Source organism: Rhodanobacter sp. FW106-PBR-R2A-1-15 (assembly GCF_058789735.1).
On sequence record NZ_JBYTEM010000017.1, the window covers coordinates 1 to 23289 of the forward strand.

Here is a 23289-nt window from a genome sequence, read left to right on the forward strand (position 1 = left end):
GCTTTTGCTCTTGCGAATCCCGAATCCCGAATCCCGAATCCCAGCTTCAAAAGCATCGCCCGCCAGCGGGCTCCTACGGAAGCCGTGGGGATGACAGCCAGGTTTCCAGTTCGGCAAGGCGCTGCGGGGTTCCCACGTCGGTCCACGTGCCACGGTGATGCGAACCGTCCATCTTTCCATGCGCCATCGCCGTTTCCAGCAGCGGCCGCAGCTTGAAGCGCGGTGGTTTGGCCTCGACGCCCGACGCAGCGCCGACAGCCTCGCGCCAGCCGTCCAGCAGCTCGCGGCGGAACACGCCGATGCCGCTGTAGGTGAGTCGGGGTTCGCCGTCGTCGTGCAATTGGCCTGCGGCGTCCAGCCGGAAATCGCCGCGAGGGTGATGCGCGGGGTTGTCGGTCATCAGCAGATGCGCGGGGCCCCGCGGCTCGGCGGGCAGGGCGGCGAAATCCGCGTCGCACCACACGTCGCCGCTTGCCACCAGGAACGGCTCCGGCCCCAGCAGCGGCAGTGCATTGAGCATGCCGCCGCCTGTTTCCAGCGGTGTGGGGCCTTCGTAGGCGTAGCGGATGCGCAGGCCCCAGCGCGAGCCGTCGCCCAGCGTGGCAGGGAACTGTTCGGCCAGATGCGAGGTGTTGATCACCACGTAGTGCACGCCGGCCGCAGCCAGCTTTTCCAGGTGCCATGCGATCAGCGGCTTGCCGCCCACGCGAAGCAGCGGCTTGGGCGTGTGCTCGGTCAACGGGCGCATGCGCTCGCCGAGGCCGGCGGCGAAGATCAGCGCGTGCCTCATGCGGCGACCTGCGTGAGGTCGCGGCCGGCCGCATGCCGCTGCAGCAACGCGGCGAACTCGGCCAGCTCGGGGTAACGGCGCGCCACCTCGATCACGTAGCGGTACACCTGCGGCACATCCTTGAGATAGCCTGGCTTGCCGTCGCGGTACCACAGCCGATAGAACTGGCCCAGCACGCGTACGTGGCGGTGCAGGCCGGTGAGGTCGAACCAGCGCAGGAAGCGTGCGGCGTCCACGCTGGCGTCGATCACGCCGGCGCCCAGCAGGCGCTGCCGGTAGGACTCCACCCAGTCCTCGACGCGCGCGCGCGGCCACGCGATGTAGGCGTCGCGCAGCAGCGAGGCGAGGTCGTAGCTGATCGGGCCGTGCAGCGCGCCCTGGAAATCGACGATGCCCGGGTTGTTCGCCTCCGTCACCAGCAGGTTGCGGCTGTGGAAATCGCGGTGCACGAAGCGGCGCGGCTGCGCCAGCGCGTTGCGCACGATCACGCCGAAGGCGGCTTCCAGCACGTCCCATTCCTCGCAGCTCGGCGGGTGGCCGAGGTGGCGCTGCAGGAACCATTCGGGCATCACTTTCAGCCCGCTCACCAGCACGGCGTGGTCGAACGGTGGCAGGTCGTCGCTGGCCACCTTCGCCTGCATCGTCAGCAGCGCGTCCATCGCGTCGCCGTAGAGTCTGTCCGCGTTCGCGTCGTTCAACTCGGCCAGATACAGCCGCGAGCCGAGATCCTCGATCAGCAGGAGGCCCTGCTGCAGGTCGTGCGCCCGCACCGCCGGCACGTGTAGTCCGGCAGCGGCCAGCCGCGCGCCGATCGCCAGCCACGGCCGCGGGTCTTCGCGCTCCGGCGGCGAATCCATCACGATCCAGCTTTGCCCGCCGTGCCTGGTACGCCAGTAGCTGCGGAAACTGGCGTCGGAAGACGCCGATTGCAGGGTGAGGCTGGCGTCATCCAGCACGTGGCGGGTCCAGGCGAGGCGGGCGGCGGCGCGATCGGCAATCGGGGTCATGACAAGCGTGGGCAACGGGATGGCGCCAGCTTAGCGATCCACCGGCGTCGTGACGAGGCGTCGAACACCGCGGCATTGACCGCGCGGCATCGAATCAGTACCATTTTAGTCCCGATTCAACCGACCCAGCCCGAGCCCATGCTCCGCGTCAGCCGACTCACCGATTACGCCACCGTGGTGATGACCTGTATCGCCGCGCACCCGGCCGAGGTGCTCAGCGCGGTGCAGATCGCCGACGAGACGCGGCTGGAACTGCCCACCGTGAGCAAGCTGCTGAAGGCGCTCGGCCATGCCGCGCTGGTCGAGTCGTTCCGCGGCGTCAACGGCGGCTACCGGCTGGCCCGGCCGGCCGGCGAGATTTCGCTGGCTGAGATCGTCGAGGCGATCGAAGGGCCGATCGGCATGACCGAATGCAGCGTGGCCGAAGGCCAGTGCGAACGCGAATCGCAGTGCGGTGTGCGCGGCAGCTGGCAACTGGTCAACAACGTGCTGGACAACGCGCTGCGTGCGGTCAGCCTGACCGACATGCTCAAGCCGCAGCCGCCACGGCCGCCGCGCCGGATCGCCGCCGTGCCGCTGGGCGACATCGCCATGCCGGCGAAAGCCCGCCGGGTCACCACCGAATGAACGAGATGATGAACAATCAGAGCAGCACCGCCGCCACACTGCGCGACAACGCGGGCGTGGCCGAGGTCCTTGGCCGCAGCTACAGCGCCGGTTTCGTCACCCAGATCGAGATGACCGGCCTGCCGCCGGGTCTGGACGAAGGCACCATCCGCGCGCTGTCCGCGGTCAAGCGTGAACCGGAGTGGATGACCGAGTGGCGGCTCGAAGCCTATCGCCACTGGTTGACCATGCCGAAGCCGGACTGGGCCAAGCTCAACATCGACCCGATTGACTACCAGGCGATCAGCTACTACGCCGCGCCGAAGAAGCAGCCCAAGTCGCTGGACGAGGTCGACCCGGCGCTGCTGGAAACCTACGAGAAACTCGGTGTGCCACTGCATGAGCGCGCCGCGCTGGCCGGTGTGGCGGTGGATGCGGTGTTCGACTCGGTCTCGGTCGGCACCACCTTCCGCAAGCAGCTGGCCGATGCCGGCGTGCTGTTCTGTTCGATGAGCGAGGCGATCCGCGAGTATCCCGAGATCGTGCAGAAGTACCTGGGCAGCGTGGTGCCCACCGGCGACAACTTCTTCGCCGCGCTGAACTCGGCGGTGTTCTCCGACGGCAGCTTCGTGTTCATCCCCAGGGGCGTGCGCTGCCCGATGGAACTTTCCACCTATTTCCGCATCAACGCGCAGAACACCGGCCAGTTCGAGCGCACCCTGATCGTGGCCGAGGAAGGCGCCCACGTCTCCTACCTCGAAGGCTGCACCGCGCCCAAGCGCGACGAGAACCAGCTGCACGCGGCGGTGGTCGAGCTGGTGGCGCTGGAAGGCGCGCAGATCAAGTACTCCACCGTGCAGAACTGGTACCCCGGCGACGAGAACGGCGTGGGCGGCATCTACAACTTCGTCACCAAGCGCGGCGACTGCCGCGGCGACGATTCCAAGATCAGCTGGACCCAGGTGGAAACCGGTTCGGCGATCACCTGGAAATACCCTTCCGTGGTGCTGCGCGGCGACCGCTCGGTGGGCGAGTTCTACTCGGTAGCGCTGACCCACCACTTCCAGCAGGCCGATACCGGCACCAAGATGATCCACCTCGGCAAGGACACCAAGTCGAAGATCGTCTCCAAGGGCATCAGCGCCGGCAGGAGTTCCAACAGCTACCGCGGCCTGGTGAAGATGGAGAAGGGCGCCGAGCGTGCGCGCAACTACACCCAGTGCGACAGCCTGCTGATCGGCAAGAAGTGCGGCGCGCACACCTTCCCGTACATGGAAGTGAAGAATCCCACCGCGATCGTCGAGCACGAGGCCACCACCTCGAAGATCTCCGACGAGCAGATGTTCTACTGCCGCAGCCGCGGCATCGGCGAGGAAGACGCCGTGTCGATGATCGTCGACGGCTTCTGCAAGCAGGTCTTCCGCGAACTGCCGATGGAGTTCGCGGTGGAGGCGAAGAAGCTGCTGGAAGTCTCGCTGGAAGGCGCCGTCGGTTGACATTTTTCCTTCTCCCTCCGGGAGAAGGTGCCCGCAGGGCGGATGAGGGTACGGGCGGAGCGGGTATTCCGTTCCAGCCGAACCCTCACCCCAACCCCTCTCCCAAGGGGAGAGGGGCTCAAGATCAGGAATCACCATGCTCAAAATCGAAAACCTGCATGCCCGCGTCGAGGGCAAGGAAATCCTCAAGGGGCTCAGCCTCAGCGTGAACGCGGGCGAGGTGCACGCGATCATGGGCCCGAATGGCGCCGGCAAGTCGACGCTGGGCAATGTGCTGTCCGGCCGCGACGGTTACGAGGTGACCGCCGGCACGGTGACCTACAACGGCATCGACCTGCTGCAGCTTTCGCCGGAAGCGCGCGCGGCGGCCGGCGTGTTCCTGGCCTTGCAGTATCCGGTGGAGATCCCGGGCGTCAACAACACCTATTTCCTGCGCGCGGCGCTGAACGCACAGCGCAAGACGCGTGGCGAGAAGGAACTCGATTCCATGCAGTTCCTCAAGCTGGTGCGCGAGAAGCTGAAGGTGATGCAGATCTCCGACGAGCTGCTGCACCGCGCGGTCAACGAGGGCTTCTCCGGTGGCGAGAAGAAGCGCAACGAGATCTTCCAGATGGCGGTGCTGGAGCCGCAGCTGGCGATTCTCGACGAGACCGATTCAGGCCTGGACATCGACGCGCTGAAGCAGGTGGCGCAGGGCGTCAACGCGCTGCGCTCGCCCGACCGCGCGTTCCTGATGATCACCCACTACCAGCGCCTGCTCGACTACGTGGTGCCGGATTTCGTGCACGTGCTGGCGAACGGCCGCATCGTCGAGAGCGGCGACAAGTCGCTGGCGCTGAAGCTGGAGGAACACGGCTACGCCGGGCTCGGCACGGGGGCGGTGGCATGAACCCGTCGGCCTCCACGCCGCTGGGCGCCTCGTTGCTGGACGCGCCCCTGCCGACCAGCGGCATCGCCTGGCTGGATGAGGCGCGCCGCGAGCACCGCGCCGCGTTCGCCGCCGGCGGCCTGCCCGGCGCGCGGGTCGAGGCGTGGAAGTACACCGCGCTGCGCGGGCTTGCCCAGCGCCGCTTTGCCGCTGGCGACGCAGCGGCGGCCACGCGCGACGTCGATGCGGCCGCGTTCGCCCTGCCGGGCGTGGATGGGCCGCGGCTGGTGTTCGTCAACGGCGTGTTCCGGGCGGATCTGTCGACCGCCACCGCACTGCCCGACGGGCTTTTGCTGCAGCCGCTGTCACAGGCCCTGCGCGACGACGCGGAGCCGCTGCGGTTCGCCTTGTCGCGGCCGGCCCTGGTCGGGCACGTCCGCGAGGGCGGCGATGCGTTCGTGCAGGTCAACGCCGCCAGCGCCACCGACGGCGTGGTGCTGAGGGTTGCCGCGCACGCCAGGATTGCCGCGCCGGTGCAGCTGGTCTTCGTCGGCGCCGCCGCGGACGCCGAGCTGGCCTGGCATGCGCGCAACCTGGTCGAGCTGGGCGAAGGCGCCTCGCTGGAGCTGGTCGAACATCATGTGGGCAGCGGCGAGCAGGCCCAGCTGGCCACCCTGGTCGGTGATTTCGTGCTGCACGAAGGCGCGCAACTGCACCATGTCGTGCTGCAGAACGCCGCGACCGCCACCAACCTGATCCGCCGCAGCGGCCTGCGCCTGCATGCGCGTGCGCACATGCAGCTGCATGTGCTGGAGCTGGGTGGCGCGCTGGTGCGGCACGACCTGCAGGCCGAGCTGGTCGGCGACGGGGCGCAGCTGCATACCCGCGGCGCGTTCATGCCGCACGGCCGCCAGCACGTCGATACCCAGCTGGCGATTCGTCACCAGGCGCTGGACACCACCTCCACCTCCACCTGGCGCGGCGTCGCCAGCGACCGCGCGCGCGGCGTGTTCCGCGGCGCGATCGTGGTGGCGCCCGGCGCCGACGGCAGCGATGCCAACCTCAACAACAAGAACCTGCTGCTGTCGCCGGGCGCCGAGATCGACACCAAGCCGGAGCTGGAGATCTACGCCGACGAGGTGCAGGCCGCGCACGGCGCCACCGTGGGCCAGCTCGACGAGCGCTCGCTGTTCTACCTGCGCTCGCGCGGCATCCCGCTGGCCGAGGCGCGCGCGCTGCTGACCGCCGCGTTCTGCCGCGCGGTGCTGGACGATCTGCCGAGCGGGGCGCTGCGCGAGCACCTGTCGGCGTTGCTGATCGCGCAATTACCTGCCTGATGCCTTTCTCCTCCCCCTGCTGCGCAGGGGGAGGCTGGGAGGGGTAAGGCTTCTGACTTTAAGATCAAGAGCTGACCCCACCCCAGCCCTCCCCTGCAGGCAGGGGAGGGAGTCCCAACCGGAACTCTCTGCATGAACGCACAAGCCAGCACGCCCACCGTCTTCGACGTCCAGCGCATCCGCGCGGATTTCCCGCTGCTGGCGCGACGCGTGCACGACAAGCCGCTGGTGTATTTCGACAACGCCAACACCAGCCAGAAGCCGCTGTCGGTGATCGAGGCGGTGGACCACCATTACCGCGAGCACAACGCGAACGTGGCGCGGGCGGTGCACCAGCTGGGCGAGGAGGCCACGGCTGCCTACGAAAGCGCGCGCGACCGGCTGGCGCGCTTCCTCAATGCGCCGTCGCGCAACGAGGTGATCCTCACCACCGGTACCACCCAGTCGATCAACCTGGTGGCCTACAGTTACGCACTGCCGCAGCTGAAGCCCGGCGACAGCATCCTCACCACGGTGATGGAGCACCATGCCAACATCGTGCCGTGGCAGCTGGTGGCGGCGCGTAGCGGCGCCACGGTGAAGGCGGCGCCGATCGACCAGCGCGGCGAGCTGATCGTGGAGAAGTACGTCGAGCTGCTGACGCCGGAAGTGAAGCTGGCCTGCGTCACCCACGTCTCCAACGTGCTGGGCACGGTGAACCCGGTGCGCGAGATCGCGCGCGAATGCAGGAAGCGCGGCATCCCGCTGCTGGTCGACGGCTCGCAGGCGGCGCCGCACCGGCCGGTCGACGTGCAGGCGCTGGGCTGCGATTTCTACGCGGTCACCGGGCACAAGATGCTCGGCCCCACCGGCACCGGCGCGCTGTGGGCGAAACGCGAACACCTGGAGGCGATGCCGCCGTTCTTCGGCGGCGGCGAGATGATCCGCGAGGTGCGCTTCAGCGGCACTACCTTCGCCGCGCCGCCGCACAAGTTCGAGGCCGGCACGCCGAACATCGCCGGCTTCGTCGGGCTGTCGGCGGCGATCGACTATTACGCCTCCGTGGGTTTCGAGGCCATCCATGCCTGGGAGCAGCAGCTGTTGCACTACGCCACCGAGCGCCTGCGCGAGGTTCCAGGCCTGCGCATCATCGGTGAGGCGGCCGAGAAGGAGCCGGTGATCTCGTTCCTGCTGGAAGGCGCGCAGGCCACCGACCTGGCCACCCTGCTCGACCTGCAGGGTGTGGCCGTGCGCTCCGGCCACCACTGTGCGCATCCGCTGATGCAGTTCTACGGCGTGCCGGCCACGCTGCGCGTCTCGCTGGCGTTCTACAACACGCGCGAGGAGATCGACGCGTTCGTGGTGGCCTTGCTCAAGGTGCGCAAGCTGCTGCTGTGAAATGGCGCAGCACCGCATGGTCTTGCTGTGGCGGTGGGCATTATGCTTCCCGTTCCATCCGCCACGACCGACCCCATGCTCGCCAAGCTTCCCGGCCCGATCCGCATCCCGCTGGCCATGCTGCTGCTCGCCATCAACATCCTGCTGCACGTGCTGCCGCTGTTCCTGCTCACCCTGGTCAAGCTGGTCGTGCCGGCGCGCGTCGTGCGGCAAGCCTGCTCGCGCGCGCTGGTGGCGATTGCGGAGAGCTGGATCGGGGTCAACAACTTCCTGTTCGGCTTGTTCACCTGCATCCGCTGGGAGGTCGAGGGCCTGGCCGGCCTGCGTCGCGACGGCAACTACCTGGTGCTGTGCAACCACCAAAGCTGGGTCGACATCCCGGTGCTGCAGAAGGTGTTCAACCGGCGCATCCCGTTCCTGCGTTTCTTCCTCAAGCAGCAGCTGATCTGGGTGCCGGTGCTGGGCCCGGCCTGGTGGGCGCTGGATTTTCCGTTCATGAAGCGCTATTCGCGGGAAACTCTGCTGAGGCATCCGGAACTGCAGGGCAAGGACCGCGACGCCACCCGCCGCGCCTGCGCGAAGTTTCGCCACATGCCGGTGTCGGTGATGAATTTCGTCGAGGGCACCCGCTTCACGCCGGCCAAACACGCGGCGCAGTCCTCGCCGTACCGGCATTTGTTGCGGCCCAGGGCCGGCGGCCTGGCGTTCGTGCTCGATGCGATGGGCGACGCGCTGCATGCGGTCCTCGACGTCACCATCGTCTATCCGGAAGGTCCCCGCACGATGATGGATCTGATCGCCGGCCGCGTGCACGACATCCGCGTGCACGTGTGCGAGCTGCCGATCGACACCGGCCTGGTGGGCAGCTACGACGACGACCCCGCGTTTCGCGGCCGCGTCAAGCTGTGGGTGAATGGACTGTGGCGCGAGAAGGATGAGCGGATCGCGCGCATGCTGACGGCGGCGGACGCCGCACCGACGGGAGATTGAGATGCGTATTCTGATCGTAGGCGCCGGCGCCACCGGCGGCTACTTCGGCGGCCGCCTGCTGGAGCACGGCCGTGACGTGACGTTCCTGGTGCATGAAAAGCGCGCGGCGCAGCTGGCGCGGCATGGCCTGTCGATCAAGAGCGCCACCGGCGACACGGCGCTGCCGTCGCCGCCGACCGTGCTGGCCAGCGGCCTGCGCGAACCCTATGAGCTGATCCTGCTGAGCTGCAAGGCGTACGGCCTGGAACAGGCGATGGCCGACATCGCGCCGGCGGTGGGGCCGGACACCACGATCCTGCCGCTGCTCAATGGCATGCGCCAGCTAGATCTGCTGGACGCGCGCTTCGGCGCCCAACACGTGCTGGGCGGGCAGTGCGTAATCGCCGCCACGCTCGATGAGGACGGCAGCGTGCGCCACCTCAACACCTCGCACAGCCTCACCTTCGGCGAGCGCGACGGCAGCGCCTCCGCGCGCATGCAGCGGATCACGCAGGCCTTGTCCGACGCGGGCTTCGACGCGCGCCCGAGCAGCACGGTGCTGCAGGACATGTGGGACAAGTGGATTTTCCTGGCCACGCTGGCCGGCATCACCTGCCTGATGCGCGGCTCGGTGGGCGAGATCGTGGCGGCGCCGGGCGGCACCGCCGCGGCGCTGGATCTGCTGGAGGATTGCTGCGCGGTGGCCGGGCGCGCCGGCCATGCGCCCAGCGAGCAGACCCTGCAGCGCGCCCGCCACGTGCTGACCGAGGCCGGCTCCACGCTGACCGCCTCGATGCTGCGCGACCTGCGGCACGGCCACCCGATCGAAGCCGACCACATCGTCGGCGACCTGCTGGCCCGCGCCGACCGCTCGCGCGACGAACGCTCGCTGCTGGCGACCGTCTACGCCCATCTGAAGGTCTACGAAGCGCGCCGCTCGTCGGCAGCATGACAGCCAGGTTCCGTAGGGCGGGCAATGCCCGCCGCTCTCGGTCATCGCATTAAAGGCCGGCGGGCAGTGCCCGCCCTACGCAGCTGCATGCATGAAAAAAGCCGCGACCTCGCGGCCGCGGCTTCGGGTGACTCAGGTGCACTGGCTTACCAGATCTTCACCTGCCTCGCCCCGTCGCGCACCATCGCGTCACCCGTCTTGCACCGGAACGCCCTGGCGAATTCCGGCATGTTCGAAGGCGCGCCGATCGCGCGGAATTTCGCCGGTGCGTGCGGGTCGGTGTTGAGCAGGGTCAGCTGTGCCTCCGGGCGGATGTTGCCGCGCCACACGCGCGCCCAGTTGAGGAAGAAGCGCTGGTCCTGGGTGTAGCCGTCGATCTTGCGCCGGGCCGCGGCCGGGTTTTTCGCCAGCGCCATCTGCAGCGCGGTGTACGCCGCGTTGAGGCCGCCCAGGTCGCCGATGTTCTCGCCCATGGTGAGCTGGCCGTTGACGTGCTTGCCGGGCAGCGCCTCGTAGCCGTCGAACTGCGCGCCGAGCTTGGCGGTGCGCGCCTCGAACGCCGTGCGGTCCGCATCGGTCCACCAGTTGGTGTTGTTGCCCTGGGCGTCGAACTTGCTGCCCTGGTCGTCGTAGCCGTGGCCCATCTCGTGGCCGATCACCGCACCGATGCCGCCGTAGTTGATCGCGTCGTCCGCGTTCGCGTCGAAGAACGGCGGCTGCAGGATTGCGGCCGGGAACACGATCTCGTTCTTCTGCGCGCTGTAGTAGGCGTTCACCGTCTGCGGGGTCATGCCCCATTCGGTGCGGTCGACTGGCTTGCCGATCTTGGCGATGGCGTAGTCGTAGTTGAACTTGTTTGCCGCCTGCACGTTGCCGAAGTAGTTGTCCGGCGTCAGCGCCAGGCCGGACCAGTCGCGCCACTTGTCCGGGTAGCCGATCTTCGGTACGAAGGTCGCCCACTTCTGCAGCGCCTTCTGTTTGGTCGTGTCGCTCATCCACTCGAGCTGCTCGATGCGCGTGCGGAAGGCTGCGCTGAGGTTGGCCACCAGTTCCTCGGCGCGCTGCTTCGAGGTCGGCGAGAAGTTGTCCGCCACGTACAGCTGGCCCAGCGCCATGCCCATGCCATCGTTGGTGGCGTCGAGCACGCGCTTCCAGCGCGGCTTCATCTCCTTCTGGCCGTTCAGGGTCTGCGCGTTGAACGCGAAGTCCTCCTGCTGGAACGGTGTGGACAGGTACGGTGCCGCGTTGGCGATCGCGTGGTAGCGCAGGTAGGCCTGCCACTGCGCCAGCGGCACGTCGCCGAGCATCTTCTGCACTTCGGCGAAGAACTTCGGCTGCGACAGCGAGAAGCCGTCCTTAACGTCGGCGCCCTGCACCTTGAAGAACGCGGCCCAATCGAAGTCCGGCGTCACCCGATCGGCCTCGGCGATGCCGACGTAGTGGTAGCGGTTGTTCGGGTTGCGCATTTCCACCGGCGGTAGCGACACGGCGGCGAGGCGGGTCTCGAACGCCAGCACCGCCTTGGCCTGCTGCTGCGCCCCGGCGGCGCCGACGCCGGTCAGTTCGAGCAGCTTCGCGATGTGCGCGACGTAGGCGGTGCGGATCTTCGCGAAGTCGGGTTTGGCGTAATAGTCGACGGTGGGCAGGCCGAGGCCGCCCTGGCCGGCGTAGGCGATCTGCCGGTTGGAATCCTTGAAGTCGGCGTTGCCGGAGAAGCGGAACAGCACCGGCTCGCCGCGGGCGTAGCTGTTGCGGATATAGGCCACCACGTCGGCGCGGTTCTTCAGTGCGTCGATGCGCGCCAGCTGCGGCTTGACCGGATCGAAGCCGGCCCGCTCGATGGTCGCTACATCCATGCCGGAGGCGTACAGGTAGCCGATCTTCTGCTCGATCGAACCCGGCTTGGCGGTAGCCGCTTCGCGCGCGGCCTGTTCGACGATTCGGCGCTGCACATTGAGGCTGTCCTCGCGCAGCGCGTCGAATGAGCCCCAGCGCGTGCGGTCGGCGGGAATCGGGTTGGCGGCCACCCACTTCGCATTGACGAAGCCGTTGAAGTCGGTGCAGGCCTTGATCGAACTGTCCAGCTCGCTCACATTGAAAGCGGTGGTGGAGGCGGCCAGCGCGCTGCCGCCCAGCGTCATCGCCAGGGCGAATGCCAGCGGCTTCATGCAACGGTGCTTCATGGAGAGTTTCCTTCGGGTCGGGGACGCGGGCGTCCGGTCGGTGCAGCTGTCGCAATAAATTGCGATCCCCGCAGGCTAGGCAGGCGGCCGGCGAACTGCCCAGTGTCGAAGGTCATGCCCGGAACGTCTGTTCCAGGTCATGGTGTGCGCGCCGGACGTCGCACTATCATCACGGCGATGAGCACCCAGAACCTTCTCGTTTTCCGCGCGGCGACCATGGCCGACGTCGACGCCATCGTGGTGCTGGTCGAATCCGCCTACCGTGGCGAATCCGGCCGGCGCGGCTGGACCACCGAGTCGCACCTGCTGGACGGCCAGCGCACCGACGCGGCTGATGTGCGGGGGCTGATCGAGCGTCCCGGCAGCCGCATCGTGCTGGCCGAACGCGATGGCCAGCTCATGGCCAGCTGCCATATCGAGCGCCAGGGCGAGGCCGGCTACTTCGGCATGTTCGCGGTCGATCCGGCCGGGCAGGGCGGCGGCCTGGGCAAGCTGGTGCTGGCCGAGGCCGAGCGCGTCGCGCGCGAGGAGTGGCATTGCCGCGGCATGCGCATGACGGTGATCGTGCAGCGCGACGAATTGATTGCCTGGTACGGCCGCCGTGGCTACCGGCGCACCGGGGAGTACCAGCCGTTTCCCTACGGCGACGAGCGCTTCGGCATCCCCCGCCGCGACGACCTGCGCTTCGAAGTGCTGCGCAAGGACTTCGACAAGGTCGCGGCATGAACGACTGGGTCCGCGTCGGCACGCGCAGCGACTTCCTGCCGGGCGAGTTCAAGGTGGTGTGGGACGGCGACACGCCGATCGCGGTGTACAACCTCGACGGCGCGCTGTACGCGGTGGAGGACATCTGCACCCACGACGGCGGCGACCTGGCCGGCGGCGAGGTGTTCGGCTTCGAGGTGGAGTGCCCGCGCCACGGCGCGCGCTTCGACCTGCGCACCGGTGCGGTGACCAAGCCGCCGGCCTACGAACCGATCGCCAGCTTCCCCGTGCGCGAGGAAGACGGCGCGATCTGGACCCGCGACGACCGCTGACACGCTGCGCGCCGCCGGGGTTTTGCCGACAGCAAAGGGCAGCGGTGGCCATGAGGAACCGTGGGTGGCGGTACTCGCCTGCTGATGCCGTGGTTGGCGCCGGCCTTGCCGGCAGCGCGCATGGCCTCACAAGTGGTAGACGAACGCCAGTGACTCCGTCAGCTGCGTGCGCGAGCCGTAGCGGGTGACCAGCGGGCTGTCGGCGGCGCCGCCGAGCAGGCGCCCGTAGACCAGCGCCAGCGCCACGCCGGTATGCCGGCCGATGGGCATGAACAGGTCGCACTCCAGCGAGGCCAGCTGGCTGCCGGCACCGGGTTGCCACACCGGTACCGACAAGGCGCGTGCGGCTTGCGGGTCGATACCGAAGAAGCGGTTCATCGCTGGCGCGTTCATCGCCTGCCAGCGCAGCTCGAAGGATGGCTCGATCGGGCCGATCGACGGCGGATCCCATTCGGCGTACAGCTTCAGGTAGGCGCCGGGGCCGTTGATGTCGTGGCTGAGGCTGCCGCCGACGTCGACCTGCCGGCTGATCTGCCATTCGAGGTAGCCGCCCAGGTTGATCCGAGGCGACAGCGACGCAATCTTCCCGCCCAGGCTGCCGAGGTCGTCACGCGAGCGACCCCATTGGTAATCGCCATGGATGCCGCCGCGCCATGTATCGCCGTGGATCAGCTCGACCTGCAGCCCGTCCAGCGTGGAGAAGCTGCCGTGGCCGGGCAGTTCGATGTCGAGGTACGGCACCGGCTCGCTGTGCTGGTTCCTGGCGCCGGGCCAACTGGGCATGCGTTGCACGCCGGCACCGAGGGCGAACATCTCCGGGTTGGCCGCCGCACTGCAGCGCGGCGACCACGACAGACACGCAGCAGCCAGCAGTAGGCCGAGTTGCAACGGAATGGCGCGACGGTTCGACATGAGGCGGCAGCATACGGGCTGCCGGCGCACTGTGGCGGAGGATGCGGGGTGCGCGCTCAGCGTCCGTTCCGGAAGGGGAAAGGGCACCGAAAGACAGCTTTCCTAGGCTGCACAGCATCTTCATGCAATGCGTGCCGACGATGCCCGTTTCCAGCTGGACCATTTTGTGCGATTTCGACGGCACCATTTCCGTCGAGGACGTGATCGACTCGCTGCTCGACCGCTTCGGCCGCCCCGGCTGGGAAGTGCTGGAGCAGGACTGGCGCGCCGGCCGCATCGGTTCGCGCGAATGCATGGCCGGCCAGGTCGACCTGCTGCAGATGAGCCGCGCCGAGCTGGACGAGCATCTGCGCGAGATGTGGATCGATCACGCCTTTCCCGGCTTCGTGGCGAAGGCGCGCGAACTCGGCGTGCCGGTCCGCGTGGTCAGCGACGGCCTCGATTACGCCATCCACCGCATCCTTGCCCGCTACGGTCTGGATGACCTGCCGCTGGCGGCGAACCACCTGGCGCCGGCCACCCCGCCGAAACAGTGGCAGTTGACCTCGCCGTTCCAGGCCGACGGCTGCCGCAGCGGCACCTGCAAGTGCGCTTGCGTGGCGAAGGCCCGCAGCAGCGGCGCGAAGACCCTGCTGATCGGCGACGGCGCCTCCGATTTCTGCGCCGCCGACCGCGTCGACTTCGTGTTCGCCAAGCATCGCCTGATCGAGCACTGCCGCGCCGCCGGCATTCCCTACATGCCGATCACCGGCTTCGAGGATGCGCTTGAGCTGTTGCCGCAACTGCTCGACGGCAGCCTGTTCGATCGTCCTGCCGTGCCGGCGTCGGCCGTGCTGGCCTGATCGCTGCCGGCCCGCGCGCCTTTTCCATTCCGCTTACCGACTCCGGATTTCCGATGAATGTTTTCGACAAGAACGCTTCCGTGGTGATTGACGACGCCAAGCTGCTTGCCGACGAGGCCAAGTACAGCTCGTTCGGCGACACCGTGCACTACGTAAACCCGCCGAAGATCTTCCGCCACGGCGAAGGCAGCTACATGTTCGACACCGCCGGCACGCCGTTCCTCGACCTGCAGATGTGGTACTCGGCGGTCAACTTCGGCTACGGCAACCAGCGCCTGAACGACACGCTCAAGCGCCAGATCGACCTGCTGCCGCAGGTCGCCAGCCAGTACCTGCACCAGACCCGCATCGAGTTGGCCAAGACGGTGGCGCTGGATGCGAAGAAGAAGTTCGGCCTGGACGGCCGCGTGCACTTCAACGTGGGCGGCGCGCAGGCGATCGAGGATTCGCTGAAGCTGGTGCGCAACTACAAGAACGGCAAGAGCCTGATGTTCGCCTTCGAGGGCGGCTACCACGGCCGTACCCTGGGCGCCTCGTCGATCACCTCCAGCTACCGTTACCGCCGCCGCTTCGGCCACTTCGGCGAGCGCGCGATGTTCCTGCCGTTCCCGTACCCGTTCCGCCGCCCGAAGGGCATGACCCCCGAGGAGTATTCGGACAGCTGCGTGAACCAGTTCGCCCGCCTGTTCGAAACCGAATACAACGGCGTGTGGGATCCGAAAACGAACCAGTGCGAGTACGCCGCGTTCTACGTCGAGCCGATCCAGGGCACCGGCGGCTATGTCGTCCCGCCAATGGGCTTCTTCAAGGGCCTGAAGAAGGTGCTCGACCAGTACGGCATCCTGCTGGTGGTCGACGAGATCCAGATGGGTTTCTGGCGCACCGGCAAGCTGTGGTCGATCGAGCACTTCGGCGTCACGCCGGACGTGGTGGTGTTCGGCAAGGCGCTCACCAACGGCCTCAACCCGCTGTCCGGCCTGTGGGCGCGCGAGGAGATGATCAACCCCACCATCTTCCCGCCGGGCTCCACCCACTCCACCTTCAACTCCAACCCGCTCGGCACCGCGCTGGGTCTGGAAGTGATCAAGATGGGCTACGAACTGGACTACGAGAAGAGCGTGCCGGTGAAGGGCGCGCACTTCCTCGAAGGCCTGCGCGAGCTGCAGAAGAAGCACAAGGAAATCGGCGACGTCGACGGCCTCGGCCTCGCCCTGCGCGCCGAGATCTGCACCGACGACGGCTTCACCCCGAACAAGGCGCTACTCGACAAGATGGTTGATATCGGCCTGGCCGGCGATCTTACGCACAACGGCAAGAAGATCGGCCTGGTGCTCGACGTGGGCGGCTGGTACAAGAACGTGATCACCTTCGCGCCCTCGCTGGACATCACGCACGAGGAGATCGATCTGGCGATCAGCCTGCTGGATCAGCTGCTGACGAAGGCTAAGAAGGGCTGAGGTTCTGCGGCCATTCCGGCACCCCGAGAAACCGCCGTCGCCCCAGCGAAAGCTGGGGCCCAGCGCCTGAAAGTCGCTGGCCTGGCGATGGCAACCGTCCGTACGGGAGCTATCGGGCTGTCACGAACACTCAGAGCTTGTGAAGAAAACCACATCCTGTGGTTTTCTTCGATCGCGAGTCCGATACACGCCCGGACCCGCTCACATGAAACAGTCACTGGCGTGGCTGTTTCATGTCCGGCCATCGGGCAACTGCTCCTGCGTTGCCTCAACTCCGGCATCCACGCCGTCGCCTGCCCGGCAAGTCCGTGAGGCGGGGCCGGGCTTTTCGAGCGGGCTTCTGCCCGCGCGAAAAGGCGTTGCCATTCCTGGCAACGCCCGCTGCTCGGCCTGCTCGTCCCCGCCTCACCCGCCGCCCAGGGGCCCGGAAGAGCAGGCGCGCATCCTGCGCGTCAGAAGCCGAAGCACCGCGAACTCATGGCTATTTGTCTCGAACACTTTTCGCCTTTTCTCCCAATGACTTGAACGGTCAGTACGCCCCGCGCTAGAGTGTGTATGGATTTTGAGGATATACACATGCGTACCAATATCGTGATCGACGATGCGCTGATGCGCGATGCCATGAAGGCTGCGGGGCTCAAAACCAAGCGTGAGGCGGTGGAGCTCGGCTTGCGTACCCTGGTGCGACTCAAGCGGCAGCAGCAGATCAAGTCGTTGCGCGGCAAGGTTCAGTGGCAGGGCAACCTCGAAAAGCTGAGGACGGATGCGTGATCCTGGTCGATTCCAGCGTGTGGATCGACTACCTGCGTGGCGTGGAAACTCGGCACACGGATTGCCTGCATGGCCTGCTGGGAGCCGAGCCGCTGGCCATCGGCGACCTGATTCTCACCGAGGTGCTGCAGGGGACCACCAGCGACAAGGAGTTCCGCGACGTTCTGCGTCTGCTCGGCAGCCTCGACCTCGTGCAGCTCGGGGGCCAGGCCGCGGCAGTGCAGGCCGCCCGGAATTTCCGCACCTTGCGCGAAAAAGGCGTCACCGTCCGCAAGACGATCGACTGCCTCATCGCCACCCGCTGCATCACGGACGGACTGACGCTGTTGCACAGCGACCGGGACTTCGAGCCGTTCGTCGTGCACCTGGGGTTGCAGTCGGTTTTTTAGCGACGCTGGCGTACTGATACGACTGCGTGCAGCGGGCAGGTGAGGTGGCCGCGGTTTCAAGCGAACTGAACCTGACCCCGATTCCGCTCGCCAGACGCATCCGCAACGGTGGAGCGGGCCGACACGCAACTAGCATCTGGATGATGCCGTCTACCTCAACCCCGAGCGACCCGACCCGATCGCGCCCAAAGCCGCATGACCGGTGAGGCGACAACTGCCTTGACACATACCGCTTGCGGCAACACAAAGGCTAAGGCACTGCCATTCCTGCCTTCGCAGGAATGACGGGTGAGAGGCGGGCTTGTTTGCGCCGCCGCCGCTCAGGGCGCCCGCTTCAACGCCAACACCGCGTTCAGTCCGCCGAACGCGAACGAGTTGCTGAGCACCACTCGCACCGGCATCTCGCGCGCCACGTTCGGCACGTAGTCGAGGTCGCAGGCCGGGTCGACCTTGTCCAGGTTCGCGGTGGGCGGCACCACGTTCTCGCGCAGCGCGCCGATCGCGGCGACCAGTTCCAGTGCGCCGGAGGCGCCCAGCGCGTGGCCGTGCATGGACTTGGTGGAGGACACTGCGAGGCGGTCGGCTTGCGCGCCGAAGGCGAGGCGGATGGCGCGCGTTTCGGTGACGTCGTTGGCCTGGGTGCCGGTGCCGTGGGCGTTGATGTAGTCCACGTCGCCTGGGTTCAGTTCGGCTTCCTGCAGTGCCTGTTGCATCGCGGCCGCGGCGCCTTCGGCGCTGGGCATCACGATGTCGCTGGCGTCGGCGCTCATGCCGGTGCCGGCGAGTTCGGCGAGGATGGTGGCGCCGCGCGCCTGCGCATGCTCCAGCGATTCCAGCACGAAGATGCCGGCGCCTTCGCCCAGCACCAGGCCGCGCCGGTTCGCGCTGAACGGGCGGCAGGTGTCGTCGGCGAGCACGCGCATCGCCTCCCATGCGCGCAGCGCGCCGTACGTGAGGCAGGCTTCGGTGCCGCCGGTGACGGCGGCGTCGGCCATGCCGTAACGGATCATCTGCGCGGCCTGGATGATCGCGTGGTTGGCCGAGGCGCAGGCGCTGGCCACCGCATAGGTGGGGCCATGCAGGCCGTACGCGATACTGATCTGGCTGGCTGAGGCGTTGGTCATCAGCCGCACGATGGTGAGCGGGTGCGCGCGCGGAGTGTTCTCGGCGTACAGGCGCCGGCTCTGCTCGTCCTGGGTGGTCTCGCCGCCGACGCCGGTGCCCACGATCACCGCGGTGCGCTGGCCCAGGCCGTCGCCGGCGAAGTCCACGCCGGACTGCACCACCGCCTCGCGCGCCGCGTGCAGTGCGAACTCCGAGGTGCGATCGAGCAGGGGCAGGGTGCGCTCGTCGATGTGCGCGGCGGGGTCGAAACTCTCCGGTACCTGGGCGGCGACCTTCACGCGCAGGCGCCCAGCGTCGACGTGACGCAGCGGGCCGATCGCGCTGCGGCCCTCGCGCAGGCCCTGCCACAGCGCCGCGGCGCCTACGCCAAGCGGGCTGATGGCGCCCATGCCAGTGATCACCACCCGGCGCGTCGACACGGTGGGCATCACTTGCTTCCTTCGCCCGCGGCGGCCTTGTCGGCCAGTGCCTTCTGCACCGCGTCGACCAGGCTCTGCGCGGTGTCGGTGTCGAAGTTGGCGCCCTGCTGGTCGGGGAAGTTGATGTTGAAGTGCTCCTCGATGTCGAAGATCATCTCGATCGCCTCCAGTGAAGCGATGCCCAGATCCTTCAGGGTGGATTCGGGCCGGATCGTCGCCACGTCGATCTTGGCCTGCTTGGCGATGATCTCGAACAACTGCTGCTGGATCGTTGCGGTCATGACGATGTCCTTCGGTGGCAGACAGTGATGGAAGGCCCGCGCAAGGTGTCTCGTGCAGGCTGACGCACAGTCTAGGCAAACTCGCTTACTCATGCCTTTCATTTCGCAACTGGAACCGGATGCGTTGCTCGCGGCGTTCATGCTGGAGCCGCCGCACGGCTTCGCGGTGGACCATTCGCCGCAGGGCATGCCGGCGTTCGTGGCGCCGTTCGACCTGCTGACCACTGCCGACCCACCGCTGCGCCGCCGCATGGCCGCGCTGCCGCTGTACCGCCGCTGGAGCCGGCTGCTGCGCTGGCGCACCCGCTTCGCCGGCACCACGGTGAGCGAGTACGCGCCGCTGCCCGCCGGCGTGTCGCCCACGCTGCTGGCGCAGGGGCTGAAGGCTGCGTTCGGACGTGAGTGCCGGCTGCTGATCGTGAAGGACATCGCGCAGGAGTCGCCGCTGCTGGACGCCGCCGCGAACGCCCACGCGCGCGCCTTCGCCGCCGCCTGCGAAGCACAGGGCTTCGTGCTGCTGGAAGGCCAGGCGCTGGCTTTCGTGCCGATCGACTTCGGCTCGGATGACGAGTACCTGGCCCGGCTGTCGCCCGGCCGGCGCAAGAACATCAGGCGCAAGCTGCGCTCGCGCGCCGACCTCGAGATCGAGACGCTGCGCACCGGCGACGCCTGCTTCCGCAACGAGGCCACGCTGGCGGCGTTCCATGCCCTGTTCGACAACGTGTACGCGCAAAGCGAGATCCACTTCGACCGTCTCAGCGCGGCATTCTTCCGCCTGCTGCTGCAGGACGCGGCCAGCGGCGGGGTGGTGTTCGTGTACCGCCACGCCGGCAAGATGATCGGCTGGAACCTCTGCTACGAACACGACGGCAAGCTGGTCGACAAGTACATCGGCTTCGCCTACCCCGAAGCGCGCGAGCACAACCTGTACTTCGTGAGCTGGATGCACAACCTCGGCTACGCGCGCGAACGCGGCCTGAGCCACTACGTGGCCGGCTGGACCGACCCGGAAGTGAAGTCCTTCCTCGGCGCGAGCTTCACCTTTACCCGCCACGCGGTGTACGCGCGCAACCCGCTGCTGCGCGCGCTGCTGCGCCGGCTGGGCAGCCATTTCGAGAGCGACCGCCACTGGCAGGCGGCGGCGGAGGCGGTCGATGGATAGGCTGGCGGGGCGCCCGGTGGTGCTGGATATCGACAACTCGGTGGGGCCGTTGCCGGGCCGCCTGGTGCTGCCGCTGGAGCATTGGCAGGAGTCGATCCGCTTCGGCTGTTCGCTGCAGACGATACAACGCTTCCGCACCATGCTGCGGCAGCTGCTGCCCGAACGCCACGGCACCGTGTTCACCGGCAGCGGTGACTTCCATCATCTGAGCTGGCCGCTGATCGAACGCGTGCGCAGCAAGGTGCCGTTCCAGGTGGTGGTGCTGGACAACCACCCGGACAACATGCGCTTCCCGTTCGGCGTGCACTGCGGCTCGTGGGTGCGCAAGGTGGCGCTGCTGCCGCAGGTAAGCCACGTGCACGTGCTCGGCATCACCTCCGCCGACATCGGCGCCGGCCACGCGTGGGAGAACTATCTGGCGCCGCTGCGCCGCGGCAAGCTGAGCTACTGGAGCATCGGCGTGGACACGCGCTGGTCGCGCCGGCTTGGCCTGGCGCACGCATTCCGCGGTTTCGACAGCACCGAGGCGCTGGTCGACGCGTTCGTCGAGTTCCAGCGCACGCAGAACGCGCTGAGCTACCTGTCGATCGACAAGGACGTGTTCGCCGCCGACGTGGCGCGCACGAACTGGGACCAGGGCCGCCTGCAACTCGATCACGCTCGGGCGCTGATCGGCAGCCTGCGCCACGGCCTGCTCGGCAGCGACATCAACGGCGAGATCTCGTACTACCGCTATCGCAGTTGGTGGAAGCGCAAGCTGTCGGCGCTGGACGAGCAGCCGGTGATCGACACCGTGCAACTGGCCGACTGGCAGGCGCAGCAGCACACGCTGAACCTCGAACTGCTGCAGGCGATCGCGACGCTAGGGCCAGCACAGTTCAACAGTATGAAAAGTAGTACGTGACTCGAATGGCACTTACTTAAGCCCTTTTTGGATGGCCATTCAACCGGATAGCTTCGCGGAGTACGGCACGAGGTTGGGGCATCAAGGGAAAGAGTTCCTGATTCCCCACCTGTCGCCGCCCATGATACGTCGTGGGTAGATGCTGCAACCTCCTGATGTGAAGGAGGAAGTCCCATGGCAGCCAAGAATCAAGTGCAGTTCCAACCCGGCCTGAGTCTGACGGCCTTTCTTGACCGTTACGGTAGCGAGCAGCAGTGCCGCGAGGCGCTGATGAAGGTACGCTGGCCGAAGGGATGGCGCTGCCTGGACTGCGGTCATACGAGTCATGGCCATCTCAAGCGTCGCGACGTGTACCCGTGCAATCGCTGCAAGCGGCAGGTGTCGCTGACCAGCGGCGCGCTGTTCGCCGAAACCAGGTTGCCGCTGCGGACGTGGTTTCTGGCGATTTACCTGCTGACCCAGCACAAGGATGGCATCTCGGCGCTGGCGCTGCGGCGGCAATTGGGCGTGTCGTACCACACGGCGTGGCTGCTCAAGCCCAAGTTGATGCAGGCGATGGTCGAGCGCGACAGCGAGCAGGTCCTGGGCGGCATCGAGATGATGGACGATGCGTACTGGGGCGGCGAACGCCACGGCGGCGGCGTGGGCCGCGGCAGCCCTGGCAAGACGCCGTTTGTGGCGGCGGTGCAGTGCACCGCCGAGGGGCCCCCCATCGCCATGCGGATGGATGAGGTGGCCGGGTTTCGCAAAAAGGCGTTGGCGGCATGGGCCCAACGCCACCTGGCGCCGGGCACGGCGGTTGTCCCCGATGGGCTGAAGTGTTTTCCGGGCGTGACCGATGCCGATTGCACGCATACCGCCATGCCCACCGGCGGCGGCGTCCCCATTCGGGGGCATTCCATCTTCACGAGGGTCAACCCCGTGCTGGGTAAGGTCAAGAACGCGCTGCATGGCACCTACCATGCGCTGCGTCCGAAGTACCTGCAGCGCTATTTGTCCGAGTTCTGCTACCGCTTCAATCGCCGCTTCGACCTGGCCGCCCTGGTACCGCGCCTCATCGTCGCCGCGGCGCGGACGCCGCCGCTGAGCTATCGGCTCGCAACGTTGGATGCGTAAGGTGGGGAATCAGGTCTGCCTATGTGAAGAACAATCCACTCGCCGCCGTCGACCCGACGGGGTTAGTGGGCTACATATGGCAGTCGGGAAACAACATCTCTATTGTTCTCCCAATTACGTTTACGGGCGGGACGTTTGGCCAACAACAAGCCATGGCTGCTGCCATCACAAGTACATGGACCGGTCAGTTCGGTCAGTACAACGTGGTCACCACTGTCATCAACGGCTCATCGTTGAACATCCCTGTAAACGCCATCACCATCGCGCCGGGTTCTGGGGATGCTCAAGGTCTGTCCCGCGTTTTTGGCGATGCTAAGAGTGGCCGGCGGTTTGCCCAGCCCAGTCGTTCGCGGTGCCTTGATTACGCTCATGAGGCGGGCCATTTGATGGGCCTTGGTGAACACCCGGACTCGCGAACCATCATGGATAATATCTACACAACGCCGACAGTTACCCCTGATGAAATCCAAGCCATTTTGAACTCCCCCTTCAACGTTGTGAGGCATGTGCAGTAATGAAGACCATCTTCAGAATCGCCTTCCTTCTGACCTACCTTATTGCCTGCTCATCTGCTATAGCTGAAGAGGGAAAACCTCTCGGACAGTCCGCATTCCAAATTTGCGTCAAACCGGTTCCAGGCGTGACCTACGATGTGAGTACTGGTCTTGATGCGGACTCGGGTAGCGCAAAAAGCAAACACGGGATCGTGAGAATTCTTATCGGCGGTCCTTCCGCATTTTTCGACAATCCATCAGTCTTTATCGCGCCTCCTTCAAGGCCTGAGGTTGGTCCCGGCAAGAAAATTGTCGTACCAAAAATGCTCGCCAATAGCTTAAGTCTTATTGGGAAATCTGCAGACTCCGACAGACCAAACACGGTGATTCTATACGGCTACTCGCGTGGAAATACCGTATCAACCGGCCCCAAAGACCTAGTGTTGGTTCTTTTGAAAGCAGAGAACAGCAAGGTTAATCTTGAGCTGCAGAGCAAGGTGGGTAGGGCACTATATCGTTGCCATTAACTATGCCTATGTCGGGAATAACCCGTTGAGCTACGTCGACCCGCTTGGGCTGGCTGTCGGGGACGAGTACAAAACCATAGATGCTGCAGGGACTTTAAAGTATTTGTTTTACGACATATTGATGCAACCAATTCAATGGCGGATTTGCAGAAAATCATGGAGCTAAGCAGGGAGCAATGTCCTCGTAAATGGCTTGAGAGTTGTCGGCAAATTTTTAGCAGTGCTAGCGCGGCACGGTTGGAGTTGGAACACACATTAAATCAGCGCA

General features: G+C 66.5%; 24 protein-coding genes. 18 read left to right on the plus strand and 6 right to left on the minus strand.

Annotated features, from left to right (window positions below):
* Positions 1-73: 73 nt before the first annotated feature.
* Together murU and AC3WTD_RS10230 are read right to left on the minus strand one after the other, a co-directional pair.
* Entirely contained in the window at positions 74-790 is a 717-nt protein-coding gene (murU, locus tag AC3WTD_RS10225; RefSeq protein ID WP_492613724.1) for an N-acetylmuramate alpha-1-phosphate uridylyltransferase MurU, read from the minus strand.
* A complete protein-coding gene (locus tag AC3WTD_RS10230; RefSeq protein WP_492613725.1) occupies positions 787-1797 on the minus strand; it encodes an aminoglycoside phosphotransferase family protein in 1011 nt (336 codons plus the stop codon). The genes murU and AC3WTD_RS10230 overlap by 4 nt, the downstream gene beginning before the upstream one ends.
* A gap of 138 nt (positions 1798-1935) precedes the next feature.
* Between AC3WTD_RS10230 and AC3WTD_RS10235 the strand changes: the two genes are divergently transcribed.
* The 7 genes from AC3WTD_RS10235 (at position 1936) to panE (ending at position 9402) form a co-directional block, all read left to right on the plus strand.
* Positions 1936-2424 (plus strand): SUF system Fe-S cluster assembly regulator, encoded by a 489-nt coding sequence (locus AC3WTD_RS10235; protein ID WP_027493808.1) that lies wholly within the window; start codon positions 1936-1938, stop codon positions 2422-2424.
* A gap of 8 nt (positions 2425-2432) precedes the next feature.
* A complete protein-coding gene (sufB, locus tag AC3WTD_RS10240; protein WP_185754706.1) occupies positions 2433-3899 on the plus strand; it encodes a Fe-S cluster assembly protein SufB in 1467 nt (488 codons plus the stop codon).
* A gap of 136 nt (positions 3900-4035) precedes the next feature.
* On the plus strand, positions 4036-4788 hold the full coding sequence (sufC, locus tag AC3WTD_RS10245; protein WP_027493806.1) for a Fe-S cluster assembly ATPase SufC: 753 nt from the start codon (positions 4036-4038) through the stop codon (positions 4786-4788).
* Positions 4785-6104 (plus strand): Fe-S cluster assembly protein SufD, encoded by a 1320-nt coding sequence (gene sufD / locus AC3WTD_RS10250; protein ID WP_492613726.1) that lies wholly within the window; start codon positions 4785-4787, stop codon positions 6102-6104. The genes sufC and sufD overlap by 4 nt, the downstream gene beginning before the upstream one ends.
* A gap of 132 nt (positions 6105-6236) precedes the next feature.
* Positions 6237-7481: a cysteine desulfurase gene (locus AC3WTD_RS10255; RefSeq protein WP_027493804.1), complete on the plus strand. Its 1245-nt coding sequence runs from the start codon at positions 6237-6239 to the stop codon at positions 7479-7481.
* Positions 7482-7556: 75 nt separating this feature from the next.
* Complete coding sequence (gene yihG, locus AC3WTD_RS10260) at positions 7557-8471, plus strand: 1-acylglycerol-3-phosphate O-acyltransferase, YihG family (protein WP_492613727.1); 915 nt, start codon at positions 7557-7559, stop codon at positions 8469-8471.
* A 1-nt stretch (position 8472) separates the two neighbouring features.
* Entirely contained in the window at positions 8473-9402 is a 930-nt protein-coding gene (panE, locus tag AC3WTD_RS10265; protein WP_492613728.1) for a 2-dehydropantoate 2-reductase, read from the plus strand.
* A 146-nt stretch (positions 9403-9548) separates the two neighbouring features.
* Here the strand turns inward: panE and AC3WTD_RS10270 are convergent, their stop codons facing one another.
* Entirely contained in the window at positions 9549-11585 is a 2037-nt protein-coding gene (locus AC3WTD_RS10270) for a M13 family metallopeptidase (RefSeq protein WP_492613729.1), read from the minus strand.
* A 177-nt stretch (positions 11586-11762) separates the two neighbouring features.
* On the opposite strand from AC3WTD_RS10270, the gene AC3WTD_RS10275 reads away from it, so the two are divergent.
* Together AC3WTD_RS10275 and AC3WTD_RS10280 are read left to right on the plus strand one after the other, a co-directional pair.
* Entirely contained in the window at positions 11763-12311 is a 549-nt protein-coding gene (locus AC3WTD_RS10275; RefSeq protein WP_027493800.1) for a GNAT family N-acetyltransferase, read from the plus strand.
* The gene (locus AC3WTD_RS10280) at positions 12308-12622 is read left to right on the plus strand and encodes a non-heme iron oxygenase ferredoxin subunit (RefSeq protein ID WP_027493799.1); all 315 of its coding nucleotides are present in this window, start codon (positions 12308-12310) and stop codon (positions 12620-12622) included. Before AC3WTD_RS10275 ends, AC3WTD_RS10280 begins: the two co-directional genes overlap by 4 nt.
* Before the next feature lie 126 nt (positions 12623-12748).
* Here AC3WTD_RS10280 and AC3WTD_RS10285 read toward each other — a convergent pair whose 3' ends face one another.
* Positions 12749-13534 (minus strand): MipA/OmpV family protein, encoded by a 786-nt coding sequence (locus AC3WTD_RS10285; protein WP_027493798.1) that lies wholly within the window; start codon positions 13532-13534, stop codon positions 12749-12751.
* Between the two features lie 140 nt (positions 13535-13674).
* Here AC3WTD_RS10285 and AC3WTD_RS10290 point away from each other — a divergent pair, with 140 nt between their 5' ends.
* The 4 genes from AC3WTD_RS10290 (at position 13675) to vapC (ending at position 16993) form a co-directional block, all read left to right on the plus strand.
* Positions 13675-14376, plus strand: coding sequence for an MtnX-like HAD-IB family phosphatase (locus AC3WTD_RS10290; protein WP_027493797.1), 702 nt, complete (start codon positions 13675-13677; stop codon positions 14374-14376).
* A gap of 53 nt (positions 14377-14429) precedes the next feature.
* Positions 14430-15833 carry an aspartate aminotransferase family protein gene (locus tag AC3WTD_RS10295; RefSeq protein WP_492613730.1) on the plus strand — a complete coding sequence of 468 codons (1404 nt, stop codon included), beginning with the start codon at positions 14430-14432 and terminating at the stop codon, positions 15831-15833.
* Positions 15834-16409: 576 nt separating this feature from the next.
* Positions 16410-16604 carry a type II toxin-antitoxin system VapB family antitoxin gene (locus tag AC3WTD_RS10300; RefSeq protein WP_027493795.1) on the plus strand — a complete coding sequence of 65 codons (195 nt, stop codon included), beginning with the start codon at positions 16410-16412 and terminating at the stop codon, positions 16602-16604.
* Positions 16601-16993 (plus strand): type II toxin-antitoxin system VapC family toxin, encoded by a 393-nt coding sequence (gene vapC / locus AC3WTD_RS10305; protein WP_027493794.1) that lies wholly within the window; start codon positions 16601-16603, stop codon positions 16991-16993. The genes AC3WTD_RS10300 and vapC overlap by 4 nt, the downstream gene beginning before the upstream one ends.
* A 320-nt stretch (positions 16994-17313) precedes the next feature.
* Here vapC and AC3WTD_RS10310 read toward each other — a convergent pair whose 3' ends face one another.
* Both AC3WTD_RS10310 and AC3WTD_RS10315 read right to left on the minus strand, forming a co-directional pair.
* Positions 17314-18546, minus strand: a complete 1233-nt coding sequence (locus AC3WTD_RS10310; RefSeq protein ID WP_492613731.1) for a beta-ketoacyl-[acyl-carrier-protein] synthase family protein — start codon at positions 18544-18546, stop codon at positions 17314-17316.
* On the minus strand, positions 18546-18818 hold the full coding sequence (locus AC3WTD_RS10315) for an acyl carrier protein (protein ID WP_027493792.1): 273 nt from the start codon (positions 18816-18818) through the stop codon (positions 18546-18548). The genes AC3WTD_RS10310 and AC3WTD_RS10315 overlap by 1 nt, the downstream gene beginning before the upstream one ends.
* Positions 18819-18909: 91 nt before the next feature.
* Between AC3WTD_RS10315 and AC3WTD_RS10320 the strand changes: the two genes are divergently transcribed.
* From AC3WTD_RS10320 to AC3WTD_RS10340, 5 genes are all read left to right on the plus strand, one after another.
* On the plus strand, positions 18910-19980 hold the full coding sequence (locus AC3WTD_RS10320; RefSeq protein WP_492613732.1) for a GNAT family N-acetyltransferase: 1071 nt from the start codon (positions 18910-18912) through the stop codon (positions 19978-19980).
* Positions 19973-20884, plus strand: coding sequence for a hypothetical protein (locus tag AC3WTD_RS10325; RefSeq protein ID WP_492613733.1), 912 nt, complete (start codon positions 19973-19975; stop codon positions 20882-20884). Before AC3WTD_RS10320 ends, AC3WTD_RS10325 begins: the two co-directional genes overlap by 8 nt.
* 174 nt (positions 20885-21058) lie before the next feature.
* The gene (locus tag AC3WTD_RS10330; RefSeq protein WP_492613734.1) at positions 21059-22000 is read left to right on the plus strand and encodes an IS1595 family transposase; all 942 of its coding nucleotides are present in this window, start codon (positions 21059-21061) and stop codon (positions 21998-22000) included.
* Between the two features lie 23 nt (positions 22001-22023).
* The gene (locus tag AC3WTD_RS10335; RefSeq protein ID WP_492613735.1) at positions 22024-22515 is read left to right on the plus strand and encodes a hypothetical protein; all 492 of its coding nucleotides are present in this window, start codon (positions 22024-22026) and stop codon (positions 22513-22515) included.
* Entirely contained in the window at positions 22515-23021 is a 507-nt protein-coding gene (locus AC3WTD_RS10340) for a hypothetical protein (RefSeq protein ID WP_492613736.1), read from the plus strand. Before AC3WTD_RS10335 ends, AC3WTD_RS10340 begins: the two co-directional genes overlap by 1 nt.
* Positions 23022-23289 lie beyond the last annotated feature (268 nt).

Coding starts and splice junctions, on each gene's coding strand:
- AC3WTD_RS10255 (WP_027493804.1), top strand. CDS start 6,237: ATGAACGCACAAGCCAGCACGCCCACCGTCTTCGACGTCCAGCGCATC.
- AC3WTD_RS10310 (WP_492613731.1), bottom strand. CDS start 18,546: ATGCCCACCGTGTCGACGCGCCGGGTGGTGATCACTGGCATGGGCGCC.
- AC3WTD_RS10315 (WP_027493792.1), bottom strand. CDS start 18,818: ATGACCGCAACGATCCAGCAGCAGTTGTTCGAGATCATCGCCAAGCAG.
- AC3WTD_RS10235 (WP_027493808.1), top strand. CDS start 1,936: ATGCTCCGCGTCAGCCGACTCACCGATTACGCCACCGTGGTGATGACC.
- AC3WTD_RS10325 (WP_492613733.1), top strand. CDS start 19,973: ATGGATAGGCTGGCGGGGCGCCCGGTGGTGCTGGATATCGACAACTCG.
- AC3WTD_RS10270 (WP_492613729.1), bottom strand. CDS start 11,585: ATGAAGCACCGTTGCATGAAGCCGCTGGCATTCGCCCTGGCGATGACG.
- sufB (WP_185754706.1), top strand. CDS start 2,433: ATGAACAATCAGAGCAGCACCGCCGCCACACTGCGCGACAACGCGGGC.
- AC3WTD_RS10340 (WP_492613736.1), top strand. CDS start 22,515: ATGAAGACCATCTTCAGAATCGCCTTCCTTCTGACCTACCTTATTGCC.
- AC3WTD_RS10300 (WP_027493795.1), top strand. CDS start 16,410: ATGCGTACCAATATCGTGATCGACGATGCGCTGATGCGCGATGCCATG.
- AC3WTD_RS10280 (WP_027493799.1), top strand. CDS start 12,308: ATGAACGACTGGGTCCGCGTCGGCACGCGCAGCGACTTCCTGCCGGGC.
- yihG (WP_492613727.1), top strand. CDS start 7,557: ATGCTCGCCAAGCTTCCCGGCCCGATCCGCATCCCGCTGGCCATGCTG.
- AC3WTD_RS10330 (WP_492613734.1), top strand. CDS start 21,059: ATGGCAGCCAAGAATCAAGTGCAGTTCCAACCCGGCCTGAGTCTGACG.
- AC3WTD_RS10290 (WP_027493797.1), top strand. CDS start 13,675: ATGCCCGTTTCCAGCTGGACCATTTTGTGCGATTTCGACGGCACCATT.
- sufC (WP_027493806.1), top strand. CDS start 4,036: ATGCTCAAAATCGAAAACCTGCATGCCCGCGTCGAGGGCAAGGAAATC.
- AC3WTD_RS10230 (WP_492613725.1), bottom strand. CDS start 1,797: ATGACCCCGATTGCCGATCGCGCCGCCGCCCGCCTCGCCTGGACCCGC.
- AC3WTD_RS10285 (WP_027493798.1), bottom strand. CDS start 13,534: ATGTCGAACCGTCGCGCCATTCCGTTGCAACTCGGCCTACTGCTGGCT.
- AC3WTD_RS10295 (WP_492613730.1), top strand. CDS start 14,430: ATGAATGTTTTCGACAAGAACGCTTCCGTGGTGATTGACGACGCCAAG.
- sufD (WP_492613726.1), top strand. CDS start 4,785: ATGAACCCGTCGGCCTCCACGCCGCTGGGCGCCTCGTTGCTGGACGCG.
- panE (WP_492613728.1), top strand. CDS start 8,473: ATGCGTATTCTGATCGTAGGCGCCGGCGCCACCGGCGGCTACTTCGGC.
- murU (WP_492613724.1), bottom strand. CDS start 790: ATGAGGCACGCGCTGATCTTCGCCGCCGGCCTCGGCGAGCGCATGCGC.
- AC3WTD_RS10320 (WP_492613732.1), top strand. CDS start 18,910: ATGCCTTTCATTTCGCAACTGGAACCGGATGCGTTGCTCGCGGCGTTC.
- AC3WTD_RS10275 (WP_027493800.1), top strand. CDS start 11,763: ATGAGCACCCAGAACCTTCTCGTTTTCCGCGCGGCGACCATGGCCGAC.